Origin of the sequence: Vibrio sp. L3-7, from assembly GCF_963898195.1 — a bacterium.
Taxonomy (GTDB): domain Bacteria; phylum Pseudomonadota; class Gammaproteobacteria; order Enterobacterales; family Vibrionaceae; genus Vibrio; species Vibrio echinoideorum.
Genome location: NZ_CAWQUW010000045.1, coordinates 248,538 through 271,760, shown reverse-complemented (window position 1 = coordinate 271,760; position 23,223 = coordinate 248,538). Strand labels below are relative to the sequence as shown.

Annotated in this window: 24 protein-coding genes and 6 tRNA genes; 12 read left to right on the top strand and 18 right to left on the bottom strand. The window is 42.6% G+C overall.

Annotated elements, in window-relative coordinates; translation table 11 throughout:
- Positions 1-8: 8 nt before the first annotated feature.
- From AACW75_RS21370 to lolB, 10 genes are all read right to left on the bottom strand, one after another.
- Positions 9-93: transfer RNA gene (locus tag AACW75_RS21370), tRNA-Leu, on the bottom strand.
- A gap of 86 nt (positions 94-179) precedes the next feature.
- A tRNA-Met gene (locus AACW75_RS21365) sits at positions 180-256 on the bottom strand.
- A 77-nt stretch (positions 257-333) separates the two neighbouring features.
- Positions 334-408: transfer RNA gene (locus tag AACW75_RS21360), tRNA-Gln, on the bottom strand.
- A gap of 29 nt (positions 409-437) precedes the next feature.
- Positions 438-522, bottom strand: a tRNA-Leu gene (locus tag AACW75_RS21355).
- Between the two features lie 73 nt (positions 523-595).
- Positions 596-672: transfer RNA gene (locus tag AACW75_RS21350), tRNA-Met, on the bottom strand.
- Between the two features lie 280 nt (positions 673-952).
- Complete coding sequence (ychF, locus tag AACW75_RS21345; RefSeq protein WP_102550810.1) at positions 953-2,044, bottom strand: redox-regulated ATPase YchF; 1,092 nt, start codon at positions 2,042-2,044, stop codon at positions 953-955.
- Between the two features lie 10 nt (positions 2,045-2,054).
- Positions 2,055-2,645 carry an aminoacyl-tRNA hydrolase gene (pth, locus tag AACW75_RS21340; RefSeq protein ID WP_237297510.1) on the bottom strand — a complete coding sequence of 197 codons (591 nt, stop codon included), beginning with the start codon at positions 2,643-2,645 and terminating at the stop codon, positions 2,055-2,057.
- Positions 2,646-2,853: 208 nt separating this feature from the next.
- Positions 2,854-3,798 (bottom strand): ribose-phosphate pyrophosphokinase, encoded by a 945-nt coding sequence (locus AACW75_RS21335; RefSeq protein ID WP_012603389.1) that lies wholly within the window; start codon positions 3,796-3,798, stop codon positions 2,854-2,856.
- Between the two features lie 27 nt (positions 3,799-3,825).
- Positions 3,826-4,701 (bottom strand): 4-(cytidine 5'-diphospho)-2-C-methyl-D-erythritol kinase, encoded by an 876-nt coding sequence (gene ispE / locus AACW75_RS21330; protein ID WP_032497927.1) that lies wholly within the window; start codon positions 4,699-4,701, stop codon positions 3,826-3,828.
- On the bottom strand, positions 4,698-5,339 hold the full coding sequence (gene lolB / locus AACW75_RS21325) for a lipoprotein insertase outer membrane protein LolB (RefSeq protein WP_237297509.1): 642 nt from the start codon (positions 5,337-5,339) through the stop codon (positions 4,698-4,700). The genes ispE and lolB overlap by 4 nt, the downstream gene beginning before the upstream one ends.
- A gap of 160 nt (positions 5,340-5,499) precedes the next feature.
- Between lolB and hemA the strand changes: the two genes are divergently transcribed.
- From hemA to ybaK, 8 genes are all read left to right on the top strand, one after another.
- Complete coding sequence (hemA, locus tag AACW75_RS21320; protein WP_145572366.1) at positions 5,500-6,759, top strand: glutamyl-tRNA reductase; 1,260 nt, start codon at positions 5,500-5,502, stop codon at positions 6,757-6,759.
- Positions 6,760-6,787: 28 nt separating this feature from the next.
- Positions 6,788-7,876 (top strand): peptide chain release factor 1, encoded by a 1,089-nt coding sequence (gene prfA / locus AACW75_RS21315; protein ID WP_102550808.1) that lies wholly within the window; start codon positions 6,788-6,790, stop codon positions 7,874-7,876.
- 5 nt (positions 7,877-7,881) lie between these two features.
- Complete coding sequence (gene prmC / locus AACW75_RS21310; protein ID WP_145572365.1) at positions 7,882-8,760, top strand: peptide chain release factor N(5)-glutamine methyltransferase; 879 nt, start codon at positions 7,882-7,884, stop codon at positions 8,758-8,760.
- 168 nt (positions 8,761-8,928) lie between these two features.
- Entirely contained in the window at positions 8,929-9,312 is a 384-nt protein-coding gene (locus tag AACW75_RS21305; protein WP_237297508.1) for a SirB2 family protein, read from the top strand.
- Positions 9,313-9,339: 27 nt separating this feature from the next.
- Positions 9,340-10,149, top strand: a complete 810-nt coding sequence (locus AACW75_RS21300; RefSeq protein ID WP_017076130.1) for a SirB1 family protein — start codon at positions 9,340-9,342, stop codon at positions 10,147-10,149.
- A gap of 22 nt (positions 10,150-10,171) precedes the next feature.
- The gene (gene kdsA / locus AACW75_RS21295) at positions 10,172-11,026 is read left to right on the top strand and encodes a 3-deoxy-8-phosphooctulonate synthase (protein WP_017076131.1); all 855 of its coding nucleotides are present in this window, start codon (positions 10,172-10,174) and stop codon (positions 11,024-11,026) included.
- A 475-nt stretch (positions 11,027-11,501) separates the two neighbouring features.
- On the top strand, positions 11,502-13,163 hold the full coding sequence (gene ushA, locus AACW75_RS21290; protein ID WP_029225201.1) for a bifunctional UDP-sugar hydrolase/5'-nucleotidase UshA: 1,662 nt from the start codon (positions 11,502-11,504) through the stop codon (positions 13,161-13,163).
- A gap of 118 nt (positions 13,164-13,281) precedes the next feature.
- The gene (ybaK, locus tag AACW75_RS21285; RefSeq protein WP_145572363.1) at positions 13,282-13,755 is read left to right on the top strand and encodes a Cys-tRNA(Pro) deacylase; all 474 of its coding nucleotides are present in this window, start codon (positions 13,282-13,284) and stop codon (positions 13,753-13,755) included.
- 127 nt (positions 13,756-13,882) lie between these two features.
- On the opposite strand, the gene rluF is transcribed toward ybaK, so the two are convergent.
- From rluF to AACW75_RS21270, 3 genes are all read right to left on the bottom strand, one after another.
- Entirely contained in the window at positions 13,883-14,977 is a 1,095-nt protein-coding gene (rluF, locus tag AACW75_RS21280) for a 23S rRNA pseudouridine(2604) synthase RluF (RefSeq protein WP_145572362.1), read from the bottom strand.
- Between the two features lie 174 nt (positions 14,978-15,151).
- Positions 15,152-15,733, bottom strand: coding sequence for a DNA endonuclease SmrA (gene smrA / locus AACW75_RS21275; RefSeq protein WP_145572361.1), 582 nt, complete (start codon positions 15,731-15,733; stop codon positions 15,152-15,154).
- A 170-nt stretch (positions 15,734-15,903) separates the two neighbouring features.
- On the bottom strand, positions 15,904-16,044 hold the full coding sequence (locus tag AACW75_RS21270) for a DUF3149 domain-containing protein (protein ID WP_004736246.1): 141 nt from the start codon (positions 16,042-16,044) through the stop codon (positions 15,904-15,906).
- Positions 16,045-16,299: 255 nt separating this feature from the next.
- Here AACW75_RS21270 and AACW75_RS21265 point away from each other — a divergent pair.
- Positions 16,300-16,376 (top strand) — tRNA-Pro (locus AACW75_RS21265).
- Positions 16,377-16,697: 321 nt separating this feature from the next.
- Here AACW75_RS21265 and AACW75_RS21260 read toward each other — a convergent pair.
- The 3 genes from AACW75_RS21260 to AACW75_RS21250 all read right to left on the bottom strand — a co-directional run bounded on the left by AACW75_RS21260 (position 16,698) and on the right by AACW75_RS21250 (position 19,432).
- Positions 16,698-17,366, bottom strand: coding sequence for a LuxR C-terminal-related transcriptional regulator (locus tag AACW75_RS21260; RefSeq protein WP_145572147.1), 669 nt, complete (start codon positions 17,364-17,366; stop codon positions 16,698-16,700).
- A 493-nt stretch (positions 17,367-17,859) separates the two neighbouring features.
- A complete protein-coding gene (locus AACW75_RS21255) occupies positions 17,860-18,738 on the bottom strand; it encodes a curlin (RefSeq protein WP_102491874.1) in 879 nt (292 codons plus the stop codon).
- A gap of 82 nt (positions 18,739-18,820) precedes the next feature.
- A complete protein-coding gene (locus AACW75_RS21250; protein ID WP_017076647.1) occupies positions 18,821-19,432 on the bottom strand; it encodes a hypothetical protein in 612 nt (203 codons plus the stop codon).
- 314 nt (positions 19,433-19,746) lie between these two features.
- On the opposite strand from AACW75_RS21250, the gene AACW75_RS21245 reads away from it, so the two are divergent.
- Genes AACW75_RS21245 through AACW75_RS21235 form a run of 3 tightly spaced genes read left to right on the top strand, consistent with a single transcriptional unit; the run spans position 19,747 to position 21,497 of the window.
- Positions 19,747-20,223, top strand: coding sequence for a curli production assembly/transport protein CsgE (locus tag AACW75_RS21245; protein ID WP_032497985.1), 477 nt, complete (start codon positions 19,747-19,749; stop codon positions 20,221-20,223).
- A 10-nt stretch (positions 20,224-20,233) separates the two neighbouring features.
- Positions 20,234-20,644 (top strand): curli assembly protein CsgF, encoded by a 411-nt coding sequence (locus AACW75_RS21240; protein WP_017076645.1) that lies wholly within the window; start codon positions 20,234-20,236, stop codon positions 20,642-20,644.
- A 16-nt stretch (positions 20,645-20,660) separates the two neighbouring features.
- Positions 20,661-21,497 (top strand): CsgG/HfaB family protein, encoded by an 837-nt coding sequence (locus AACW75_RS21235; protein WP_017076644.1) that lies wholly within the window; start codon positions 20,661-20,663, stop codon positions 21,495-21,497.
- An 82-nt stretch (positions 21,498-21,579) separates the two neighbouring features.
- On the opposite strand, the gene AACW75_RS21230 is transcribed toward AACW75_RS21235, so the two are convergent.
- Together AACW75_RS21230 and AACW75_RS21225 are read right to left on the bottom strand one after the other, a co-directional pair.
- Positions 21,580-22,002 carry a hypothetical protein gene (locus tag AACW75_RS21230; RefSeq protein WP_102566920.1) on the bottom strand — a complete coding sequence of 141 codons (423 nt, stop codon included), beginning with the start codon at positions 22,000-22,002 and terminating at the stop codon, positions 21,580-21,582.
- Between the two features lie 121 nt (positions 22,003-22,123).
- A complete protein-coding gene (locus tag AACW75_RS21225) occupies positions 22,124-23,011 on the bottom strand; it encodes a TraB/GumN family protein (protein WP_145572148.1) in 888 nt (295 codons plus the stop codon).
- Positions 23,012-23,223: the final 212 nt, after the last annotated feature.

The window sequence follows — 23,223 nt, the reverse complement described above, 5'->3', positions numbered from 1 at the left end:
CTAAATAATGGTGCGGTCGGAGAGACTTGAACTCTCACACCTTACGGCGCCAGAACCTAAATCTGGTGCGTCTACCAATTCCGCCACGACCGCAGCAAAGCTTTTACTCTAGCGAAGAGTATAGTTAAGAAGACTTATGGTTTGTCTAAGTAACGTTGTCTGTACTTTCACAAGGAAAGTGGTGGCTACTGCGGGATTCGAACCTGCGACCCCATCATTATGAGTGATGTGCTCTAACCAACTGAGCTAAGTAGCCATCTGAGAGCGGAGTAATATAATATAATCTCGCTTTCAATGCCATTATCTTTTCAAAGATAATTACACTTTAAATAGTGGCTGGGCTACCTGGATTCGAACCAGGGAATGCTGGCATCAAAAGCCAGTGCCTTACCGCTTGGCGATAGCCCAACAATGATATCATTTAAGATATCTCAATATGGTGCGGACGGAGAGACTTGAACTCTCACACCTTACGGCGCCAGAACCTAAATCTGGTGCGTCTACCAATTCCGCCACGTCCGCTTTATTTCCTAAAAACTCTTTGTCTATGTTGTTAAAAAATAGATATTTAACAGCAGACAGAGTGCTTAGGAAATGGTGGCTACTGCGGGATTCGAACCTGCGACCCCATCATTATGAGTGATGTGCTCTAACCAACTGAGCTAAGTAGCCATTTCCAAATTGTCATTCAATTTCAAGCGTTGCCGCTTTGCTGTGAACGGGGCGCATTATGCGGAGTTGAGGGAAACCCGTCAACTTTTTTTTTGAATAAATCGCGAATAAACATCTGTTCGGTTTCTTTTTAGGCAAAGAGGCGTATTTGTCATCAAAAAACAGGTCTAAAAGGCGATATATATAGGAAGTTAAGTTTCTGATACGGGACTATTTCGAAAGGGTAAAAACAAAAAAGCCAGTGAATTCACTGGCCTTTTTTTTAGATGTTTAATCAGAATTATACGTTGAAGCGGAAGTGAACTACGTCACCATCTTTAACGATGTATTCTTTGCCTTCAAGACGCCATTTACCTGCGTCTTTAGCACCGTTCTCACCGTTAAATTCGATGAAGTGATCAAAACCAACAACTTCAGCTCGGATGAAGCCTTTTTCGAAATCAGTGTGGATCTTACCTGCAGCTTGTGGCGCTGTTGCACCAACAGGGATCGTCCACGCGCGAACTTCTTTAACACCAGCAGTGAAGTAAGTTTGAAGAGTTAGCAGTTCGTAACCTGAGCGGATCACTCGGTTAAGACCTGGTTCTTCGATACCCATATCTGCTAGGAACTCTTCGCGATCTTCGTCATCAAGCTCAGAAAGTTCAGATTCAATCGCCGCACAAACAGCAACAACAACGTTGTTTTCTTTTTCTGCATATTCGCGAACTGCGTCTAGGTAAGGGTTGTTCTCAAAACCATCTTCCGCAACGTTTGCTATGTACATTGTTGGCTTAAGCGTCAGGAAGTTTAGGTAGTCGATTGCCGCTACTTCTTCTTTGCCAAGTTCAACAGTACGAGCCATACCACCTTCAGTAAGAATAGGAAGAAGCTTTTCAAGAACCGTGGTTTCAAACTTAGCGTCTTTGTCTCCGCCTTTTGCTTTTTTAGCATTACGGAAGATCGCACGTTCACAGCTATCTAGATCGGCAAGAGCAAGCTCAAGGTTGATCACTTCGATATCTTCGATAGGAGATACTTTACCAGAAACGTGAATGATATTTTCGTTTTCAAAGCAGCGTACAACGTGACCGATAGCGTCAGTTTCACGGATGTTAGCTAGGAATTTGTTACCAAGACCTTCACCTTTAGATGCGCCAGCAACTAGGCCTGCGATATCTACGAATTCCATTGTTGTTGGAAGGATCTTCTGTGGATTAACAATTTTTGCTAATGCATCTAAGCGTAGATCTGGAACCGGAACGATACCTGTGTTTGGTTCGATCGTACAAAATGGAAAGTTTGCTGCTTCGATGCCTGCTTTAGTCAGTGCGTTAAACAGAGTTGACTTACCAACGTTTGGTAGACCAACGATGCCACATTTAAAACCCATGATATAAACCTTATTCTGCTTTGAACGTATGTAAGCGATTTTGTGCTTTTGGTAGGCCATCTTTCAATAAGATGTCTAGGCTGCGAACCGATTCGTCAACGACAGCCTCGATACACTCTTGCTCTTTCACAGGAGCTTTGCCTAATACATAACCTGCAACTTTATCTTTGTGTCCTGGATGGCCAATGCCTAATCTAAGACGATAGAATTCTTTATTGTTACCCTGCTTGCTGATGATGTCTTTCAGACCATTATGTCCGCCGTGACCACCGCCTTTTTTAAATTTGCCAATGCCAGGAGGGAGGTCTAACTCATCGTGAGCTACCATGATCTCTTCTGGTTTAATTTGGTAAAACTTAGCCAGAGCTGCAACGGCTTTCCCTGATAAGTTCATAAAAGTCGTAGGGATCAGCAAACGAAGATCTTCACCATGAACCATGATACGACCCGTTAGGCCAAAGAACTTTGCTTCGTTCTTTAGTGTCACGTTATGTACACGTGCTAATTCTTCAACTACCCAAGCGCCCGCATTGTGGCGAGTTTTGGCGTATTCTGGACCGGGATTTGCCAGTCCAACGAGAAGTTTTATTTGTTGGCTCAAGGTATGGATCTCTCTTGGGATTTCAAAAAGCGCCGTATGATATCACAGTTTATGAAAAAGGTGCGAGCTAGCTGATGGCAGCTCGATTATTCACTCATAGTGACAAACCACAGACCTTAACTAGATTCGGCATAAAAAAAGCACTTCATTGAATGAAGTGCTTAATGTCTTTCTCTACATGTTTCTAAAACAAAGCGTTAGGCTTTGATTAGTTGAACATTGCTGAGATTGATTCTTCGTTGCTGATTCGACGAATCGCTTCAGCAAGCATACGAGAAAGGCTTAGTTCAGTCACTTTACCTGTCGCGGCCATTTCTGGAGAAAGCTTGATTGAATCAGTAACAATAACTTGGTCTAGAACTGAATTGCGGATGTTTTCTGCTGCAGTACCAGAGAATACAGCGTGAGTAGCGTAAGCGAATACACGCTTAGCACCGCGCTCTTTAAGCGCTTCAGCTGCTTTACATAGTGTACCACCAGTGTCGATCATGTCATCAACGATAACACAGTCGCGGCCTTCAACATCACCGATTAGGTTCATCACTTCTGAAACGTTAGCACGTGGACGACGCTTATCAACGATAGCGATATCAACATCACCTAGCGCTTTAGCAGTAGCACGAGCACGTACAACACCACCAAGGTCTGGAGAAACCACAACTGGGTTTTCTAGGCCACGGTTCGCCATGTCTTCTAGAAGAACTGGAGTACCGAAGATGTTATCAACAGGTACATCGAAGAAGCCTTGGATTTGCTCTGCGTGTAGGTCGATAGTAAGAACGCGGTCAACACCAACGTTAGAAAGGAAATCTGCAACAACTTTTGCAGTGATAGGCACACGAGCAGAACGTACACGACGATCTTGACGGGCATAACCGAAGTAAGGGATTACAGCAGTAATACGGCCAGCAGAAGCACGGCGCATTGCGTCAATCATTACCACCAATTCCATAAGGTTGTCATTGGTTGGTGCACAAGTTGATTGAATCAGGAATACATCGCTACCACGAACGTTTTCATTGATTTGTACAGCGACTTCGCCATCAGAAAAACGGTCTACAGTAGCATCGCCAAGAGAGATGTATAGACGATCAGCAATACGTTGGGCTAGTTCAGGTGTTGCGTTACCAGCAAATAGCTTCATATCAGGCACGGTGGAAACCTCGGGTTGCGTCCAGTTTTAAATAGATTGTGTGTGGGCTGATTGGTATTCAGCCAAAGTTTCTTTTAAAGGCGAAATGTTTCGTCCTTTCGCGACGAACGCGGAAACTGTGTCAGGCAGTTGTTCTAGTACAGACTCGGCTTTATTTTTGCTGCTAAATTCAGCAAAAACGCACGACCCCGTACCAGTCAATCTCGACGGCGCGTATTGTAGCAGCCATGAAAGTTGCTTATCAACCTCTGGGTACAGCATTCGTACAATTTTTTCGCAATCGTTTACGTATTCTTGCTCTAGAAGCGTTGATAGCGCTCGCTTTGGCGTATTTCGAGTTAATTCTGAATGTGTGAATATGTCTACAGTTGCTATGCTCACTTGAGGTTTAACAACGAGATACCATTTTTCATCCGGATTAGCGGGTAACAGTTGTTCGCCAACCCCTTCAGCAAAGGCGGCGTGGCCACGTACAAACACAGGAACGTCAGCACCAAGCTTTAAACCGATCTCTGCCAACTGGTCATCCGATAGTTTTAACTGCCATAAGTGATTGAGAGCGACTAACACGGTTGCAGCATTTGAAGAACCTCCGCCAATACCACCTCCCATAGGTAGCACTTTCTTTAGCTCAATATCAGCACCGAAGTACGTCGAGGTGTATTGTTGAAGTGCTGTCGCGGCTTTCCAAATGAGGTTATCTTCTGTAGCAACACCCGGAATTTCAGGCGTTATCGTAACCGAGTTAGATACATTATTGGCCGTAACCGTAAGTTCATCGCCAAAATCTACAAATTGAAATAGCGTCTGAAGTTCGTGGTAACCATTGTCACGTCGACCAGTGATGTAAAGAAATAAGTTCAACTTAGCTGGAGAGGGCCAATGTGTTGGCGTTGTAATCATTTTTTCAGTGTCCACTTAGAAACTACAATGTTGATTTTATTGGCGTCTTGTTTGAATGACAATCTTGTAGGGAGAGGGATTTTCTCAGCAATGGCACTATCAAGTTGCAAGTTAGTTGGCATCTCTGTGTTTCGATAGTTATCAAAATTCAGAGTCCATAACTGGTTGCTAACTTGCTTAGATAGAGATTCAAGCGTGTTGGTACTGTTTAGTTGATAAGCATCGGCTTTATCTGGGATGCCAAGAAACCATTGCGGCAAGTGATCTATTGGGATCTGTAAGCCCGTGAGTTGTTCTACGAGAGTGGAAGCGCTGGCATCTGTAAACACTTGATCATCATAGGTCACGACTTTAGCGCCTGATGAGTCTATCGTCAGGTTCAATACTGTTTGACCAAGGAAAGTCGTTAGCCTTAATTGGCTTTGATTTTTTGAGTGCTTCCAGATGAAGTTAAGGCTTTGGCGTTGCTCTGGAGAAATGTAGGCGAGCTTGCCTGAGGCTTGATAGTTTTCTATCTGTAAAAGTCGGTTTTGGTGAGTTTGCCACTCAACGCTAGTCGGTTGTTCTGGGATAGACGAGCAACCCACCATTATTATGGTTATAAAAATAAGAGACGTGATTTTACGAAGCTTGCTCATATTTGCTCACAACTTGTTCAAATTTATCTAAAAAACGCTTCAACTATAGCATTGAATTCACGAAGTCAGAAAAACAAATCCCGCTTGCTCTTTAAATAGAGCCATGCATCAAGTAAAATTCGCCCCTTGTTTCCATTCCCTGATCGAGAACTTCTGATACATGTCTTTGCTTGCCGTAGGTATCAATCACAATACAGCGTCGGTTGAATTGCGAGAAAAAGTCGCTTTTGGTCCAGATAAATTATCTGAGGCACTCAAGCAACTTAACGCAAATGCACACGTAAATGGAAGTGTTATACTTTCTACCTGTAATCGAACTGAAGTGTATTGTGACGTCAAAGGCGTGGCAAAAAACAAGTTGATCGATTGGTTGTCTGTATTTCATCAAGTTAGTCCTGAAGAGTTAAAACCGAGTATCTATATTCATGAAGAGCAAGCCGCGATTAAGCACTTAATGCGTGTTGCCTGTGGTTTGGATTCTTTGGTATTAGGTGAGCCTCAAATTTTAGGCCAAGTGAAGCAAGCTTATACGGACTCGCGAGAGAACAGATCTGTTGATGCTTCAATGGAAAAACTGTTCCAGAAATCATTTTCTGTCGCCAAGCGTGTTCGAACTGAAACTGAAATTGGCGGAAGCGCGGTGTCTGTTGCTTACGCAGCCTGTACGTTAGCTAAACACATTTTTGAGTCGATTGCCGATTCAACCGTGTTATTGGTTGGTGCGGGTGAGACGATTGAATTGGTGGCTAAACACCTTTCCGCGAATGGCTGCACCAAGATGATTGTGGCTAACCGAACTCGTGAGCGTGCTTTAGGGCTTGCAGAAGAGTTTGGGGCTGAAGTGATCAGCTTGAATGAGATTCCAGATCACCTATACAGAGCCGATATCGTGATCAGCTCAACAGCGAGCCCGTTGCCTATTATTGGTAAAGGGATGGTAGAGACAGCGCTCAAGAGAAGAAAGCATCAACCTATGTTGTTTGTTGATATTGCTGTTCCTCGCGATGTTGAGTCTCAGGTCGGTGAGTTGAATGACGCCTATCTATATTCCGTTGACGATCTGCAGTCGATTGTTGATGGCAATATTGAGCAACGTAAAGTTGAAGCGATTCAAGCTGAAGCAATTGTCAGTGAAGAAAGCGCCGCGTTCATGAGTTGGATGCGCTCACTGCAAGCGGTAGACAGTATTCGTGACTACCGTAAATCGGCTAATGAAATCCGAGAAGAATTATTAAGTAAGAGTTTACAATCACTTGCCGCTGGCGGTAATCCTGAGAAAGTCTTACTTGAGCTAAGTAATAAGCTCACAAACAAATTGATCCATGCTCCAACGCGTGCACTTCAAAGTGCAGCTGAGCAAGGAGAACCTGCAAAATTAATGGTCATTAGACAGAGTTTGGGCTTAGAAAACCCTCAATAATATTCGACCTCCAACAGAATAAGACATTATGAAAGCCTCGATTCTAGTAAAGCTTGAAACACTTGTTGAACGCTATGAAGAAGTTCAACATCTACTTGGTGATCCCGGTGTACTTGGGAATCAAGACAAATTCCGTGCCTTGTCAAAAGAGTATTCTCAATTAGAAGAGGTGACGGGGTGCTTCAAATCATACCAGCAAGCTCAAGAAGATTTAGAAGCTGCTGAAGAGATGGCAAATGAAGACGACGCAGAAATGCGCGAAATGGCTCAAGAAGAGATCAAAGATGCGAAAGCGAACATTGAACGTCTGACTGATGAGCTGCAAATTCTTCTGATTCCAAAAGATCCAAACGATGAACGTAACTGTTTCCTAGAAATCCGTGCAGGCGCTGGCGGTGATGAAGCAGGTATTTTTGCGGGTAACCTTTTCCGTATGTACTCTAGATTTGCAGAGAAGAAAGGCTGGCGCGTTGAAATCATGAGTAGCAATGCTTCTGAACAAGGCGGCTACAAAGAGATGATCGCTAAGGTTAGCGGCGACGCTGTTTACGGAACTATGAAGTTTGAGTCGGGTGGTCACCGTGTACAACGTGTACCTGAAACTGAATCTCAAGGCCGTGTTCATACTTCTGCTTGTACAGTTGCGGTTATGCCGGAAATCCCAGAAGCTGATCTTCCAGAAATCAAAGCGGGCGATCTTAAAATTGATACTTTCCGTGCATCTGGCGCGGGTGGTCAGCACGTTAACACCACGGATTCAGCAATCCGTATTACTCACTTACCAACAGGTACAGTAGTAGAGTGTCAAGACGAGCGTTCTCAGCATAAAAACAAAGCGAAAGCGATGGCTGTTCTTGCTGCTCGTATCGTTCAAGCAGAAGAAGAGCGTCGTGCGGCTGCGGTTTCTGATACACGTCGTAACCTACTAGGTTCTGGTGACCGTAGTGACCGTATTCGTACGTACAACTACCCACAAGGTCGTGTATCTGATCACCGTATCAACTTGACGATTTACCGTCTTAACGAAGTACTTGAAGGTGATATGCAAAGCTTGCTTGACCCTGTACTTCAAGAGCACCAAGCCGATCAGCTTGCTGCACTTGCAGAGCATAACTAACCTTTATGCAGTCAGCATATACGGTTGAAAGTGCTTTAAAAGCAGCAATCGTACAGCTTCAAGAGGGTGATAATACATCACCCTCGATTGATGCTTCGGTACTGCTTTGTCACATCTTAGATAAACCAAGCTCTTACTTGCTTACTTGGCCTGAGAAGCACCTCACCTCTGAGCAAGAGTTTGAATTCAATGCCCTTCTAAAACGTCGCTTAACCGGTGAGCCAGTGGCTTATATTGTCGGTGAACGTGAGTTTTGGTCACTGCCGTTAAAAGTTTCTCCTTCTACATTAATCCCGCGCCCAGATACCGAGCGTTTGGTTGAAGTCGCTTTGGATAAAACCTACGGCAAGCAAGGTGCGATTCTAGATTTAGGCACGGGTACCGGTGCAATTGCGTTGGCGTTGGCGTCTGAGATGCCGAATCGACCAGTAATGGGTATCGATCTTCGCCCGGAAGCGCAACAACTTGCGACAGAAAATGCACAACGCTTAAATATCACTAACACCACATTTTTACATGGCAGTTGGTTTGAACCTTTAAGTGACAGCCTTTTTGCCAATGACGCGGGCGCTGTTAAGTTCTCTTTGATTGTCTCTAATCCGCCTTATATTGAGAAAAACGATCCTCATTTATCCCAAGGTGATGTGCGTTTTGAACCGATAACAGCGTTAGTTGCTGAAGAGAAAGGTTTAGCTGATATTCGATACATCTCTGAAAACGCACGATGTTTTTTAGAAGATGAAGGCTGGTTGGCGTTTGAACACGGTTACGATCAAGGCTTGGCTGTACGTGAGATAATGCTGGCACTGGGCTATCTCGATGTCGTTACAGAGAAAGATTACGGTGGTAATGACCGAGTGACACTGGGTCGCTACTGCTCATAGCTCGTTATTGCAAATAGGCAGACCTTAATCGGTTTATAAGTAATAGGCTTATGAGTAATTGATAGCGAACTTATTGAATTGATACATTTAACTCGATAATACAATGCATTAACGGGTATTGTGTGGCTCGTGTTACCGAAAGCACATATAAAAATATAAAGGAATACCATGTACGAAGGTTTAAAACATTTTCATCTACTAACGATTGCTATAAGCGTGCTACTTCTTTCAGTGCGTTTCGCTCTGATGATGGTTAACTCACCGAAGCTTAAGCACCCTTTCTTGCAGCGTTTTCCTCATATCAATGATTCGTTGCTGCTGTTATCGGGTATTGGTTTGATTTTTATTACTGGCTTTATTCCATTTACATCAGCTGCACCATGGCTAACAGAAAAGTTAACCTGTGTAATGGCTTACATCGCTCTGGGCTTTTTTGCTCTTAAGCTAGGTAAGAACAAACTATTGAGAGTGTTCTCGTTTTTTGGTGCACTTGGCTGGTTGGCGATGGCTGCTAAAATCGCAATGACGAAGACACCAACATTTTTCGGTTAATTATCTCCTTATTTCGGTTAACTATCTATGTACGAATTTTTTGACGAAGACTTTGACCAGCTAGAATTAGCTGAAGGTGCATTGATCTTAAATAAAGCGATTAACCCAGAAACCCAAGATAGTTGGGCTGAGCAAGAACTGGCAAGATTGTTAAAAGAAGCTGAGTTTGCTTTGGTTCATGAAACTGATGAGCAACAGAAGTTTGATTCCTTTGTTCGACTATTTTTTTACGAATGGGGCTTTGCCGGTGACAAAGATGCGTATTTCTCTTCGGAAAATGCGTTCATTGATAAAGTACTAGAGAGAAAGAAAGGCATCCCAGTAAGTCTTGGAGCTATCTTTCTTTTTCTAGGTCGCAAGCTAGGCTTTCCTATTGAGGGCGTTTCTTTTCCAACTCAATTTTTACTTAAAGTGAGTTGGTTTGGCGAAACTTCCGTCTATATTAATCCTTATAACGGCGAGTATGTAGGTAAACAAACGTTACGAGCATGGTTGATTGGACATGATGGCCCACTTGCTAGGGTCAAAGCAGAACATTTAGAAGTAGCTGATCATCCAACGATTATTGGTAAGTGGTTGGCGTTACTCAAGAGTGCATTGTTGCGCGAAGAGCGTTATACACTTGCACTAAAGTGTACTGATCTTGCTTTGACGTTTGTACCTGATGACCCGTATGAAATCCGTGATCGCGGTTTCATTTATCAGCAGCTAGACTGCCATCAAGTTGCGGCGACTGATTATCAATACTTTATCGACCAATGCCCAGATGACCCTGCGTCTGAGTTACTTAAATCTCAAGTGAATGTCATGAACGAAAAGACAGTGGTTGTTCACTAATTAATAACTATTTAGAGAGAATATGATGGAACAGAAAACAGTTCACATTGGCGACATGCCAATTGCTAACGATAAGCCATTTACGTTATTTGCAGGCATGAACGTTCTTGAATCTCGCGATCTTGCGATGCAGATCTGTGAGCACTACGTAAAAGTAACAGAGAAGCTGGGCATCCCTTATGTATTTAAGGCGTCTTTCGATAAAGCAAACCGCAGCTCTGTTCACTCATACCGTGGTCCTGGCATGGAAGAAGGTCTTAAGATTTTCCAAGAGCTAAAAGATACCTTTGGCGTGAAGATCATCACTGATATTCACACTGAAGCTCAGGCTCAGCCTGTTGCAGATGTAGTTGATGTTATTCAATTACCCGCTTTTCTTGCTCGCCAAACTGACCTTGTTGAAGCGATGGCGAAGACTGGTGCGGTTATCAACGTGAAGAAGCCTCAGTTTATGAGCCCGGATCAAGTGGGTAACATCGTTGATAAGTTTGCAGAGTGTGGCAACGAAAACATCATTCTTTGTGAACGTGGTTCTTGTATGGGTTACGACAACCTAGTTGTTGATATGCTGGGTATTGGCGTAATGAAAAAATCATCAAACGGCAGCCCAATCATCTTTGATGTGACTCACTCACTACAGATGCGTGATCCTTCAGGTGCTGCATCAGGTGGTCGTCGTGAGCAAACGGTTGAACTTGCTAAAGCAGGTCTTGCTACTGGTATTGCTGGTTTGTTTATTGAAGCACACCCGAACCCAGATCAAGCACGTTGTGATGGCCCATCAGCTTTACCTCTAGACAAACTAGAGCCGTTCTTGAAGCAGATGAAAGCACTTGATGACCTTATTAAAGGCTTCGAGCACATTGATATTAAGTAGTTGATTAAGATGTTAGGTAGTTCGTTGATATGTTTAGTGCTTGAGACGGTTATTTAACATCCATCGAAACAATAAACGCCCACTTCTAAGAAGTGGGCGTTTTTTATCTCGAAACTACTGCTGAGATAGTGGTTTAGTTTAAAAGGTTGTTAACTAAGCGTTCAACATCCCTTGAATTGAGTATGCAAGTGTGAGGTCTGTCCTGTTTGTAGTAAATGACAGACTCCCATCACACTTTATAAGTAAACGATTGCCTGTGATGCAGGGGAAGTTTGAGTGTAATCTCATAAATTTGTTACACTTAACTGTTGATCTATGCGTGACCAATTCGACATAAATATGAAATCGTCGTGTTACATCTAGAATGTTAATTTAAGATAAGTCATGTTGAAGTCTTATTGTTCGAACTCCAGGTAAGGGGTCGCAATAGAACATAAAAAGCAGTGGATTCCCCTAAAAGTTCAAAGGTATGACAATGAAGCAACGCCTTATTCTAAAGACAGCACTAAGTGCTGCAATCCTAGCAACTCTAGCTGGGTGTGCGTCTCAATCTACTCAAGATTGGAACCAAGACGAAACTTACAAGCTAACGATTCTTCACACAAACGACAACCATGGTCGTTTCTGGCAGAACAAATACGGTGAATACGGCATGTCTGCGCGTAAAACGCTTGTTGATCAACTTCGCGCTGAAGTTGAAGCAGAAGGCGGTAGCGTGTTGCTTCTATCTGGCGGTGACATCAACACTGGTGTGCCAGAGTCCGATCTTCAAGATGCAGAACCTGATTTCAAAGGTATGAATAAAATTGGTTACGATGCAATGGCATTGGGTAACCACGAGTTTGATAACTCACTAGACGTACTACAAAAACAGATCGATTGGGCAAACTTCCCAATGCTATCTGCAAACATCTACGATAAAGCAACAGGCGAACGCAAGTTCCAAGCTTACGAGATGTTTGAAAAGCAAGGTATCAAGATTGCGGTTATCGGTCTAACAACTGAAGATACGGCAAAAATCGGTAACCCTGAGTTTATCGCGAGCATTGACTTCCGTGACCCGAAAGAAGAAGCGAAGAAGCTGATCGCTGAACTTAAAGAAACAGAGAAGCCAGACTTAATCTTCGCTGTGACTCACATGGGTCACTACGAAAACGGCCAACGTGGTGTTAACGCACCGGGTGATGTAGCACTTGCTCGTTACCTAAACGAAGGCGACCTAGACATGATCGTTGGTGGTCACTCTCAAGAGCCTGTATGTATGGAAGGCCCTAACGTTGCGAAGAAGAACTTCAAGCCGGGTGATGAGTGTAAGCCAGACGTTCAAAACGGTACTTACATCGTTCAAGCTCACGAGTGGGGCAAGTACGTAGGCCGTGCTGATTACGAATTCCGTAACGGCGAACTAGAGATGGTGAGCTACGATCTGGTTCCAGTTAACCTTAAGAAGAAAGTTAAGATTGACGGTAAGAAGCAACGTGTTCTTATTCAAGATGAAATCGCACAAGATCCAGAGCTACTTGAATTCCTACGTCCTTTCCAAGAGCAAGGCCAAGCACAGCTAGAAGTTCAAATCGCTGAGACAAATGGCAAGCTTGAAGGCGATCGTAACGTGGTTCGTTTCCAACAAACTAACCTAGGTCGTTTGATTGCGACTTCTCACATGGAGCGTGCACAAGCAGACTTCGCTGTGATGAACTCTGGTGGCGTTCGTGACTCAATTGAAGCGGGCAATGTCACTTACAAAGATGTACTGAAGGTACAACCTTTTGCAAACATCCTGACTTACACTGACATGACGGGTAAAGAAGTACTAGATTACCTAAACGTTGTGGCGACGAAACCAATCGATTCTGGTGCTTACGCTCAGTTCGCTGGTATTTCAATGACAGTTGCAAACGGTGAAGTGTCGAACGTATTTATCGGTGGCAAGCAGCTACGTTTAGATGAAACATACCGTTTCACAGTGCCAAGCTTTAACGCGGCTGGTGGTGACGGTTACCCTAAACTTTCTGACCACCCAGGTTACGTGAACACAGGTTTTGTTGATGCTGAAGTACTGAAAGAGTACCTAGAAGCGAACAGCCCGGTTGACGTGAACAAGTACGCACCGTCTGGTCAAATGGTTTACAAGTAATTGAACCCAGTTAATTGAATAATTAGGTGCTAAATTAGATTGACTCTAGCACCATGATAAATTTAACTAAAGCGACGCCTCGGCGTCGCTTTTTGTTTATCTATCGTTTGGATTTGTTATGACCCCTGCAATCAATCTTGCCAAGAAAAAGAAAATCGCTCATACCGTGCATCAGTATCATCACGATGCAAACAACACCAACTATGGGTTAGAGGCGGTCGAAGCTCTGGGTCAGGATCCCAAACGTGTGTTCAAAACGCTTCTGTTCTGTTTGAACGGTGTAGCTAAAGATTTAGCTGTTGCCGTTATTCCCGTTGATCAGAAGCTAAACCTGAAGCTCGCTGCAAAAGCGGCGAAAGGTAAAAAAGCAGAGATGGCCAATCCTGATATTGCGCAGAAAAGCACAGGTTATGTCGTTGGGGGAATTAGTCCTCTTGGTCAGAAGAAAGCATTACCTACCTTTGTTCATTCCAGCGCTACCGATTTTGAAACAATATGTGTGAGTGCTGGGAAGAGAGGCTTGGAAATTGAGCTGACACCTAAGGACTTAGCTTTGCTCACTCGAGCTCAGTTTGCTGATTTATGTTTGTAGATTGTCGTCGTCATGACGATGAAACTGCCGAATGACAAACAAAAACGCCCGCTAGATTAACCTAGCGGGCGCTTTTATATTGAGTGCCTATCCTGAAATGTGTTTGCACATTGAGGACGAATTATGATTACTTCTTCAGGCCTAATGTACCACCAACGCGTTTTGGTGCAGGCTTACCGCTTCGACGATCGTCATTGTTACGATCTGTGCGATTGCGATCCGAACTGTTTCTATCTGAATTAGAACGCTCTGAACGAGAGTTCGATTTCCAGTTTTCGCTATTGCCTCCGCTTTCACCATTCGATGAGTTGCGACCACGCTTCGAATTTGGCGCATGACGGAATTCATCCGCATTGTTACCACGATAGGTGCGAGTACGATTCTCGTTTTGATTACGGCGCGCTGTTGAAGTTTGATTCTCTTCACGGCTATCAAAAAGTTTTGCGTCTGTCGCTTTACGAATACGTTGACCTTTCGCGTTCATTTTTGATGCATCTTCAGTACTGACTGAGCCTTCGCACATCGCTAATATATCAGAGATTTCTTCTTCGCTCAGGTAGCGCCACTTTCCGTTAGGAATGCCATCAAGTGAAATGTTCATAATACGAACGCGACGTAGTTTGAATACTTCATAGCCTAACGCTTCACACATACGACGGATTTGGCGGTTAAGGCCTTGAGTTAACGTAATTCGAAATGAGAACTTCGTCTCTTTCTCGACATTACATGGCAAGGTAACGGTATCCAAAATCGGGACACCAGAAGCCATTTTCTTTAAAAATTCAGTCGTAATCGGCTTATCAACGCGAACTACATATTCTTTTTCGTGGTTGTTACCCGCACGAAGAATCTTATTTACGATGTCGCCATCGTTAGTCAGGAAGATGAGGCCATCAGAGGGTTTATCAAGGCGACCAATTGGGAAAATACGTTTGTGGTGGCCGATAAAGTCGACGATGTTGCCAGGAATATCACGTTCAGTAGTACAGGTGATGCCTGTTGGTTTATTAAGAGCAATGTAGATCGGCTTCTCTTTTGAGCGAACAGGTTTATTGTCGATCTCAACATCATCACCGGGCAAGACTTTAGTACCCATTTCAGGGATCTTACCGTTAATAGTAACTCGGCCTGCATCAATGAGTTTGTCGGCTTCGCGGCGTGAGCAAAAACCAGTTTCACTGATGTATTTATTAAGGCGTTTAGCTTGGGATTCTTGTGACATGATATTCTCTTAGCGTTTCACAACGGAAATATAGATAAACAAAAAGCAACCTTATGATAGTTGCTTTGAGTTGGGATTCGTTAACTGAGGGCAATTTTAGCACTTGGTGTGAGTCTAGGCACGAAATATTGATCTTGATGCTAAATTGCTACCTACCTATTTACAATAAACCAATTAATTGGTGCGTTTTTGATGGCGTTCCCTATTCTCTAGCTTTTTCTCATTACTCTTTCTGAGCATGACATAGACTGCGCCGGTACCACCATGAAATTGCTGAGCAGAGTGAACACATTGAACGTCGTTAATTTGCGTGAGCCAATTCGCCACGTAGCTTTTCATCATTGCTGGTGGGTTTGAGCGCTCACCTTTACCGTGAACAATGATAACGGTGCGAACATCCATTCTTAAACACTGGCGTAAAAATGAGAGTACTTCGTTACGAGCGTCTTTCAGTGTTTTCCTATGAAGGTCGAGTTTGGCTTGAATAGGGTATTTGCCTAAGCGCAGCTTTTTGTATACGCCTTCTTGTACACCATCTTTCTTGTAAGCAATGACGTCGTCTGGCTTGATCATTGGTGAGTAATCTAATGATAAGTAGTCTTTCTCGTCGTCAGACAGCCACATAGCGGCTTCACGCTTAGCAAGGTGAGATTCTGTGACTCGGTGCACTTTCTGGTGTTCGGCGGTGTCATGGTCGATACGTTTAACATCGCCCATCATTTCTTGGAATAGATCTAAGTCGTCATCATGAGACATGGTGTTCATCTCAAGTTGTAGAAGAATAGGGTAAGTATACCTAAGTTATGGCTGTGTTTAAAAATGAAAAAACCGGAGGAGACAAGAGAAGTCAACTCCGGTGCAAAGCGTTTTAACATTTATGTATCAAAAAATGATACTTAAAAGTAAATGATTCAGGCTGAGCGATTCTAGTGAGGAGATTTTTCAGTCATAACTTTGTAGATGAAGAAGCCTCCATAGAACATCATGAGACCCAGAGCCCCGAATATTACTATCATTGAAGATAGCCCCACTGCATTACCAAATAGGAGTTCTAGCCAAAAGTCCATGTGTATACCTCAAAGTTATATGACATGGCTCAGTGTATTAAGTGGCGTTATCAATTCACTGATCTGGATCAATCCTGTTTCATAAGTTAAATACTTGTTGTTGAGTGTGTGTTTTTCGTCACATTAGTCGTTAGGTTGTACGTCTTTTGTTCGAACGGTTCGATATTGTAAAAAAGAGTGAAAAAAGCTCTTGCGCATAAATTCAGAATCCGTATTATACGCTTCATCGACAGGCAATCAGCCAGTTAGATATCTCGGTGAATAGCGCAGCTTGGTAGCGCATCTGGTTTGGGACCAGAGGGTCGGGGGTTCGAATCCCTCTTCACCGACCACATTTAGAAAGCCTGCTCATTGAGCAGGCTTTCGTCGTTTCAGGGTATGGGAAATAGGGTTTGAACCTAAGTGGGGTTCGCCTGATGTTCAAAATAAGCTCTTTATCGCCCACATAAAAGAAAGTCGTAGCACTCTCTGTAATAGAAGGTGCTACGGCTTTTTTGTATTCTAGGTCTTAAGGTGTGGAGTTGATAATGTGGGATCTTGGATGCCAGCCTAATCGTATCTATGCTTTGGTGAAAGAGAACACATCAAGGGATTGATAAGATCGGTTCAAATTGTCGAGTGATAAGTCAAAAGGTGATATTAAAAAGTACGGGTTATTGAACGAACTCGCTAGTTGCAATATTGTTTTTGACCCAAAGCAAAGCCTGTAAACGGTTCTTCACTTTTATTTTTTTAAACGTATTGTGGAGGTGTGCTTTAACCGTATTCTCACTAACGTAGAGTGTGTCCGCAATTTGAGTATTTGAAGCTCCGTCTCCCAATAATTTTATGATTTGCTGTTCACGTTTAGTCAGTTTCAAGTAATGAGGGCTTGTCTTCGCACATTGTCTTTCTCTATAAAAGCTAATGTATTGGTAGATTAACTTTCTACTCATCCACATCTCACCTTGTAAAATACAGTTAAATCCGGTCACCAGTTTATCAAGGGTGTCAGACGCATAAAAAATACCAACCAAATATTGCCATTTCAGCATTTCAGAATGAGGGAAATCATGTGGGGTGTTGAGCAACACTTCATGGACGTCACTTTCTACGCCATCTCTAAGCTCTTGGTATCTTTCTATACATTGTTTACTCATTATAGGGAAATCAATAATAATCAACTCTAAATCTTGGTTTTGTAGTGAGTTAACACTAAGCCTTTCTGGTGATATGAGTTTAATGTTTAGATTAACTTTTTGCTCTATAGACTCTTTAAGCAGGATTGATTGTAAATTGTTCTCCGCAAGTAAAATGGCGTTATGAACCTCCGGCTTAGCCATGTGTGACTCCTTTTAGTAACTCATTACTTTTTGTTAGATTACATAGTTTATAGCACACATTGATTTTTCGCGAATTATCGCGGTGAATTATTCATGAAATATATGTTTTATTTAATGGTATCGGTGGGGGTAAATGTTACTTGGCTAAAATAGGTGGCGATTAATTCATTCTTTTTGTCTTAATGGTTTTATCGTACAGGTGGAGGTAATTCCCCAAGCTTTGTTAGCGGGGCTAAGATTTATCACTGCAGGGAATTGATTTATATTAAGAATTAACTTAGTTATGCCACTGTTTGTATTCTGACTAAATTTAGAGTCAGTTTTTGTACTCAATTGAAATGATGACATCATATCGTTATCAAAGGTCAGTATAATGTTTTGGTTTTCTATCAGGCACTGTACCGACTTTAAATCTGAAGCGAAGCTATTTAAAGAAGTTATAATAAATAAAACGGCGACCAGCGCCGTTTTTATATATGCATTTATAATCATATTAATTTTGGTAAATGCTACCAATGTTACCGTAAGCACCATTACCTAATACGACAGCGCTATCATGTGATGTTTGTTCTATTGAAAATTGGTTCATGTTACTGTTTTGCAGTTGAACGACGGCGTCAGAATAAGAACCTGTTTGTAGAATGAACACTCTATTTCTATCACTATTCACTAAATCAATATCGACATCGTTTCTATCACCACCGCCGACGCTATTGTTAACAATCGTTTGGACATAGTTTTCATCACCGCTGATGTCAATTTCAACGTTATTATAGTCAACATCAGAATTACTGAACTCTGTATATGTCTTGTTTGAATCGCCATATATAGTAGTTTCAGCTCGGTTGTGGTCAGCTCCTCCAAGAGCAACTGATACTGAAATGTTGTCATCACCCATTTGTGTAACTCGAAGGTCGTTGCCAATGGCTAGACCACCTCCCGCAACTTGAACTCGAGCTTGGTTTGACTCGCCATTTTGATCGATAAGGGCGTTGTTATACCAACCTCTAAGTTGAACATGAGCCTCATTAAGATTACCACTTTGTTCAACAACCACATCGGATCTGTAACTTCGGTGCGTATCAACTAGTGCGGTATGGCCGTCTATAGTGCCCGCTGTATTTTGATTAATAGTTACATTAGCTCTGTCACCATTACCCATTTGCCAAAGTGCTGTGTTATCACTCGCTGTTGGTATCGTTACCCCACCAGCCGCGGCCGTAAGAGCTGCGTCAACACCCAGATCTGTTGTGCCTTCAATCACACCTGTTCCAGGAGCCATCGCTGGGTACGGTGCAGGTAGTGGATCTGCGTGAGCTACATTTAAACCAATAATGGCACCGACTATAATTCCAATTTGTGTAAGTTTCATAAGTTGTATCCTTATACATTTCCATGTCGACTATGTACCACTTCAAGAGAAGTGATTTTGAATCAAGCTTCCATACTGCGCGCTAATTTGCTTGATTGATGTAGATTCTCATTGAGCTAGACGCTTTCACTAAAGCAAAGTCATTGCCGTCTTGAGAAATCCCTAAATTACTTCTCCCAGAACCAGCCAAATACGCTGTATTGCCATTGCCTTTTTGATCAATGCTTAGCTGGCTGCTCTGTCGAGAGAAATTTGCTTGCCCAATAACAGCCAAATTGTTATTTCCATCTTGGGAAATAAGTGCTTCAGAATTTACTCCAAGCTGTCCAATAGCTGCTGTGTTGTTTGACCCGTCCTGATTTACAAATGCGATATTATTGCTTCCAGTTTGTTTAATATAAGCCGAGTTAGAATTACCACTCTGTTTTATCTTTGCTTTATTATTTGCGGATACTCCCGCACTATTCTGTCTAATAATCGCAATTGAATCAGAAGCGTTGGATATATCTATTTCTGAGTAGTTATCCAAATCCCATGATGAAATTAAATCTAAATCATTAAATTCATCAACGACATCCTGATTTACATTGTGTAAAAAGCTTCCCTCCAAGTCAGAAGCGATAGCACTGTTAAAACTACCTATTGATAAATATAAACAAGTTAAGCCGATAAGTGATGCTTTCCCAATGACCATTATCTTTGCCTTAAAGTGTTTGTGATTATGATCTCTACGATAATAAGAAACGTAGAGAAGTGAGTAACCCTTTGCCCTATCGAAATCCTAGGCTCTCGATTCAGTGGCGGCTATAAACTTAAAGTTGAAAATATTCGATTGCATATACAAAATTGAATTAGTATTTAACTGACGCCTGCCAACCTTAGTTTGTTTAATATCCTCTCTAATTAATTCGAAAGTTTATATATGCCACTGTAAGCATCAATTACGCTTTATCTAGATTCAGCGAATCGCATTCTCATTTTGTAAATGGACTTCGAATGGGAGCCAATATGAAAATCAAGCTGCTTACAATTGCTTTGTTCACCTTTGCTATTCATGCGGGCGAAAAGAGTCATGGTCTTGAAAATAGCGCTCCTTTGGAAAACGGAACCAAACTTGAGGATTCAACGAATAACCTTAAGGAAAAATTTAATGACTTCAGTGAAGTCGATGGGATCATAGTGGATAGAACGATTACGCGTTTAGGGGAGGATTTTTATTTCTTCTTTTCGCAGTCGCTCAATGAAAGCTATCCAAACCTTAAGGAAAATTTGACGGTAAAAGAAAGGCCAACGGCGTTATCCGGGAGCATCATAGAGGTTCAACACTCTAGAAAACCGATATTCCGCACGGCGTTGTCCCCAGGTCGTAGACAAGCGAAAGAGCGTGCTGCTGATGCAACAAGAGTGGTCGGTAATTACATCATCAGATGGCAAGCAGAGAGACTTTTTCAGGACACCTATGACCTAGACCATGATGAATTTTAAGGAGCCAAGGATGTCGAAATCATTTGTAAGGACAACATTAATAGCGCTACTTGTTGTACCTACGGCTAATGCCAGCGAGTTAGTTTATACACCCGTAAACCCAAGCTTTGGTGGAAATGCACTAAACAGTTCTCACCTTTTTAATCATGCTAATGCCATTAACGATTTTGAAGACCCTAGTGCTAGGGATATCTTTGACGAACAAGAATCGGCATTAGATAGGTTAGCATCGAGCCTTGAATCTCGTTTAATCAGCCAATTGTTGGCGGACGTGGGTAACGGCAATACCGGGCAGTTAGAGACGGATGATTTTTACCTCAATATTGTTGATGATTCGGGAACGTTATTGGTTCAAATTGTCGATAAAGCGACAGGAGAATCGACAGAAATCAGCGTTTCGGGATTGAACCCGGACCTCTAATCACAAGGATTGTGTTATGAAAGCGATTATTATCGTCTTCCTGACCTTTGTGTTAGGAGGGTGCACCTACTCGATGCAAATACCAGAGACGTCTGAAACTCCTAAGTTGATGCCGAGAGGCTCTACTTATACGGATCTCGTTTCTTTGCCTCTACCTCGCGGGAAAATACTGGTATCAGTGTATGATTTCAGAGATCAAACCGGGCAGTACAAACCCCAGCCAAACAGTAACTTCTCAACCGCTGTACCACAGGGGGGCACGTCGTTATTGACGACATCGTTGATCGATTCGCAATGGTTTGTGCCTTTAGAGCGAGAAGGCCTACAAAACTTGTTGACGGAACGTAAGATCATTCGTGCCGCTCAAAAGAAAGATAAAGTTGTTAATAATCATGGTGCCGATTTGTCGTCCTTAAGTTCCGCAAACATTGTCATAGAAGGTGGCATCGTGGCTTACGATTCTAATATTGTAACTGGTGGGGCAGGCGCTAAGTATTTGGGTATTGGTGGCTCAGGGCAATATCGAACGGATCAGGTGACGGTGAACTTAAGAGCCGTGGATGTACGAACAGGGCAAGTTTTATTGAGTGTTACTACATCCAAAACCATTTCCTCACATGAAATTGGCTTCGGTGCTTTTCGCTTTGTTGATTACAAAGAGTTGCTCGAAGTTGAGATGGGTTATAGCCAAAATGAGCCGGTAAATATCGCGGTAATGTCAGCCATAGATGCGGCAGTGATTCATTTAATCGTTAAGGGAATGAAACGTGGGATGTGGTCGCCAGGTGACCCTGATGCAATTAGACATCCAATTATCGCCCGCTACTTAGCAGCGGACACTGACATCCTTTAGTCAACCGAGTAAGCAGCAAAATAGGGCTATGCGGAAAATGGATTTTTCCCTTAGCCCTGTTTTTTTCAACTACTCAACTATTCTATTTTACATCACAAGTGATGTTCTTGATTGGCGTCTCTGAAGTAACAAAGCAAACATACGCTTCAACAGGGTTATTTGGACCAATTCGAATGTAGCCTGCCTGTACTTCATCTTCGTTAAAAGTCACCGAGTGAGAGTTACCCGTCTTGCCATCGTAAAAGCTTGCTTCAAAATTACCATTCATTTGGCTTGCGATACGGTTGCGTGTCGTAGACGTCGTGAACGTAATATTCGCGCATCGCATGGGTGGCTTTTCAGTAATCAAAAACTGTCCGCTTTCTTTATCTAGCACGCCGCCTTTTGTATCTGGCTGAATGTCGATGGCTTGAAACTGTTCGATGGTACAAGTTTCTTTGGCAGACGCTGCCGTGGGCATCAAGATCGCGAGGGCTAAAGGTAAAGCGAAGAGTACTGGTTTCATGAGAACAACACCGTATATAAAAAGAGCGAAAGATAATAGCACCGTTATGGTGCTATTAAATGTAATGATTCTGTTATTAGGTAATGGCTATATTATGAGAAGGTCATGGCATCGAATTTAGTTAGTTGTCGTCACTAACCTCAAATTGACACTGAGCCTGTTGGCTTTGTGATTGTCGAGTGACATTAAAACCTTTCTCTTTTAACAACTGCAAAAGGTTACCCTCGCCAACTAGGTGCAAGGCGCCAACCACGACCAAATAATTCCCATTTGAATCGAGTTTCCAATCGGTGGCGGATAGTTTGTTTGCCCAGTCGATATTGCGATCAGTTAAAAACGTTTTTTCTAGTTCAGATGGCATTTCAGATAATTTCGCAAACTCTTCAAGTTTAGTTAAATCACCTGCTTTCCAGCTTTCTATCAAGCAACGAGTGTCGCCATCAATATGATCGAACTGTTCGAGGCTAGTCGTTAACCATTCCTTACCGGAATCTTTTTGTCCTGAAATCAGGTCTATTTGAAATTGTAGAGGCTCTAAACTGATAACAGGCACATCTTGAATCGTCGCTTTGTAAGTCAAAGTAGCATCAACACCGCCGGCCGATGCGTAGCCAAGATTCTTCAATTGTTGCATTTGTATCGATATCGCTGTTGCCCAAGGTGGTGAGCTGAGTAACTGTTGAGTCGGCATATCTAGTGACTTTGATATGCTCGTTAATAATTGAGCTTGTTCTTCATTTAGTACATCACCCGTGGTCACTGTGGTCGTGGGATACGCCACGCCTTTTGTCTTTCTTATGTCGGTCTCGACAATCAATCCGTTGCTCTCTTTTAACGTGTCAGTGATCTGTGTGGGAAGCGGGTACATGCTCTCATCTCCAACGTGCACAGAGCCTAAGATAGTGAGGGTCAAATCCTCTTTTTTTGCTTGCCAATAAAGGGGTTCGGCGACCGCTTGCTTTGCTGAAAAGGCGAGAGTGAGTAACGTTAGGTACCAAAATGTGCGCAAAGAAAGCTCCTTTATAAAGAATTAAACTCGTTAAAAAAGATTTTGACGGAGTTTTTTAACGGTTTTTTTTGAGAACGATGTCACGTTGTTTGTACGAAAAGTATAACAACAAGAACAAACTTCTAAACCTTTCTCTCTATAAACGACACGATTTTATGAAATCCGTTAAAAAGATTGTGATTTAATTCTCAATTATTACGTCAAAATAAAAG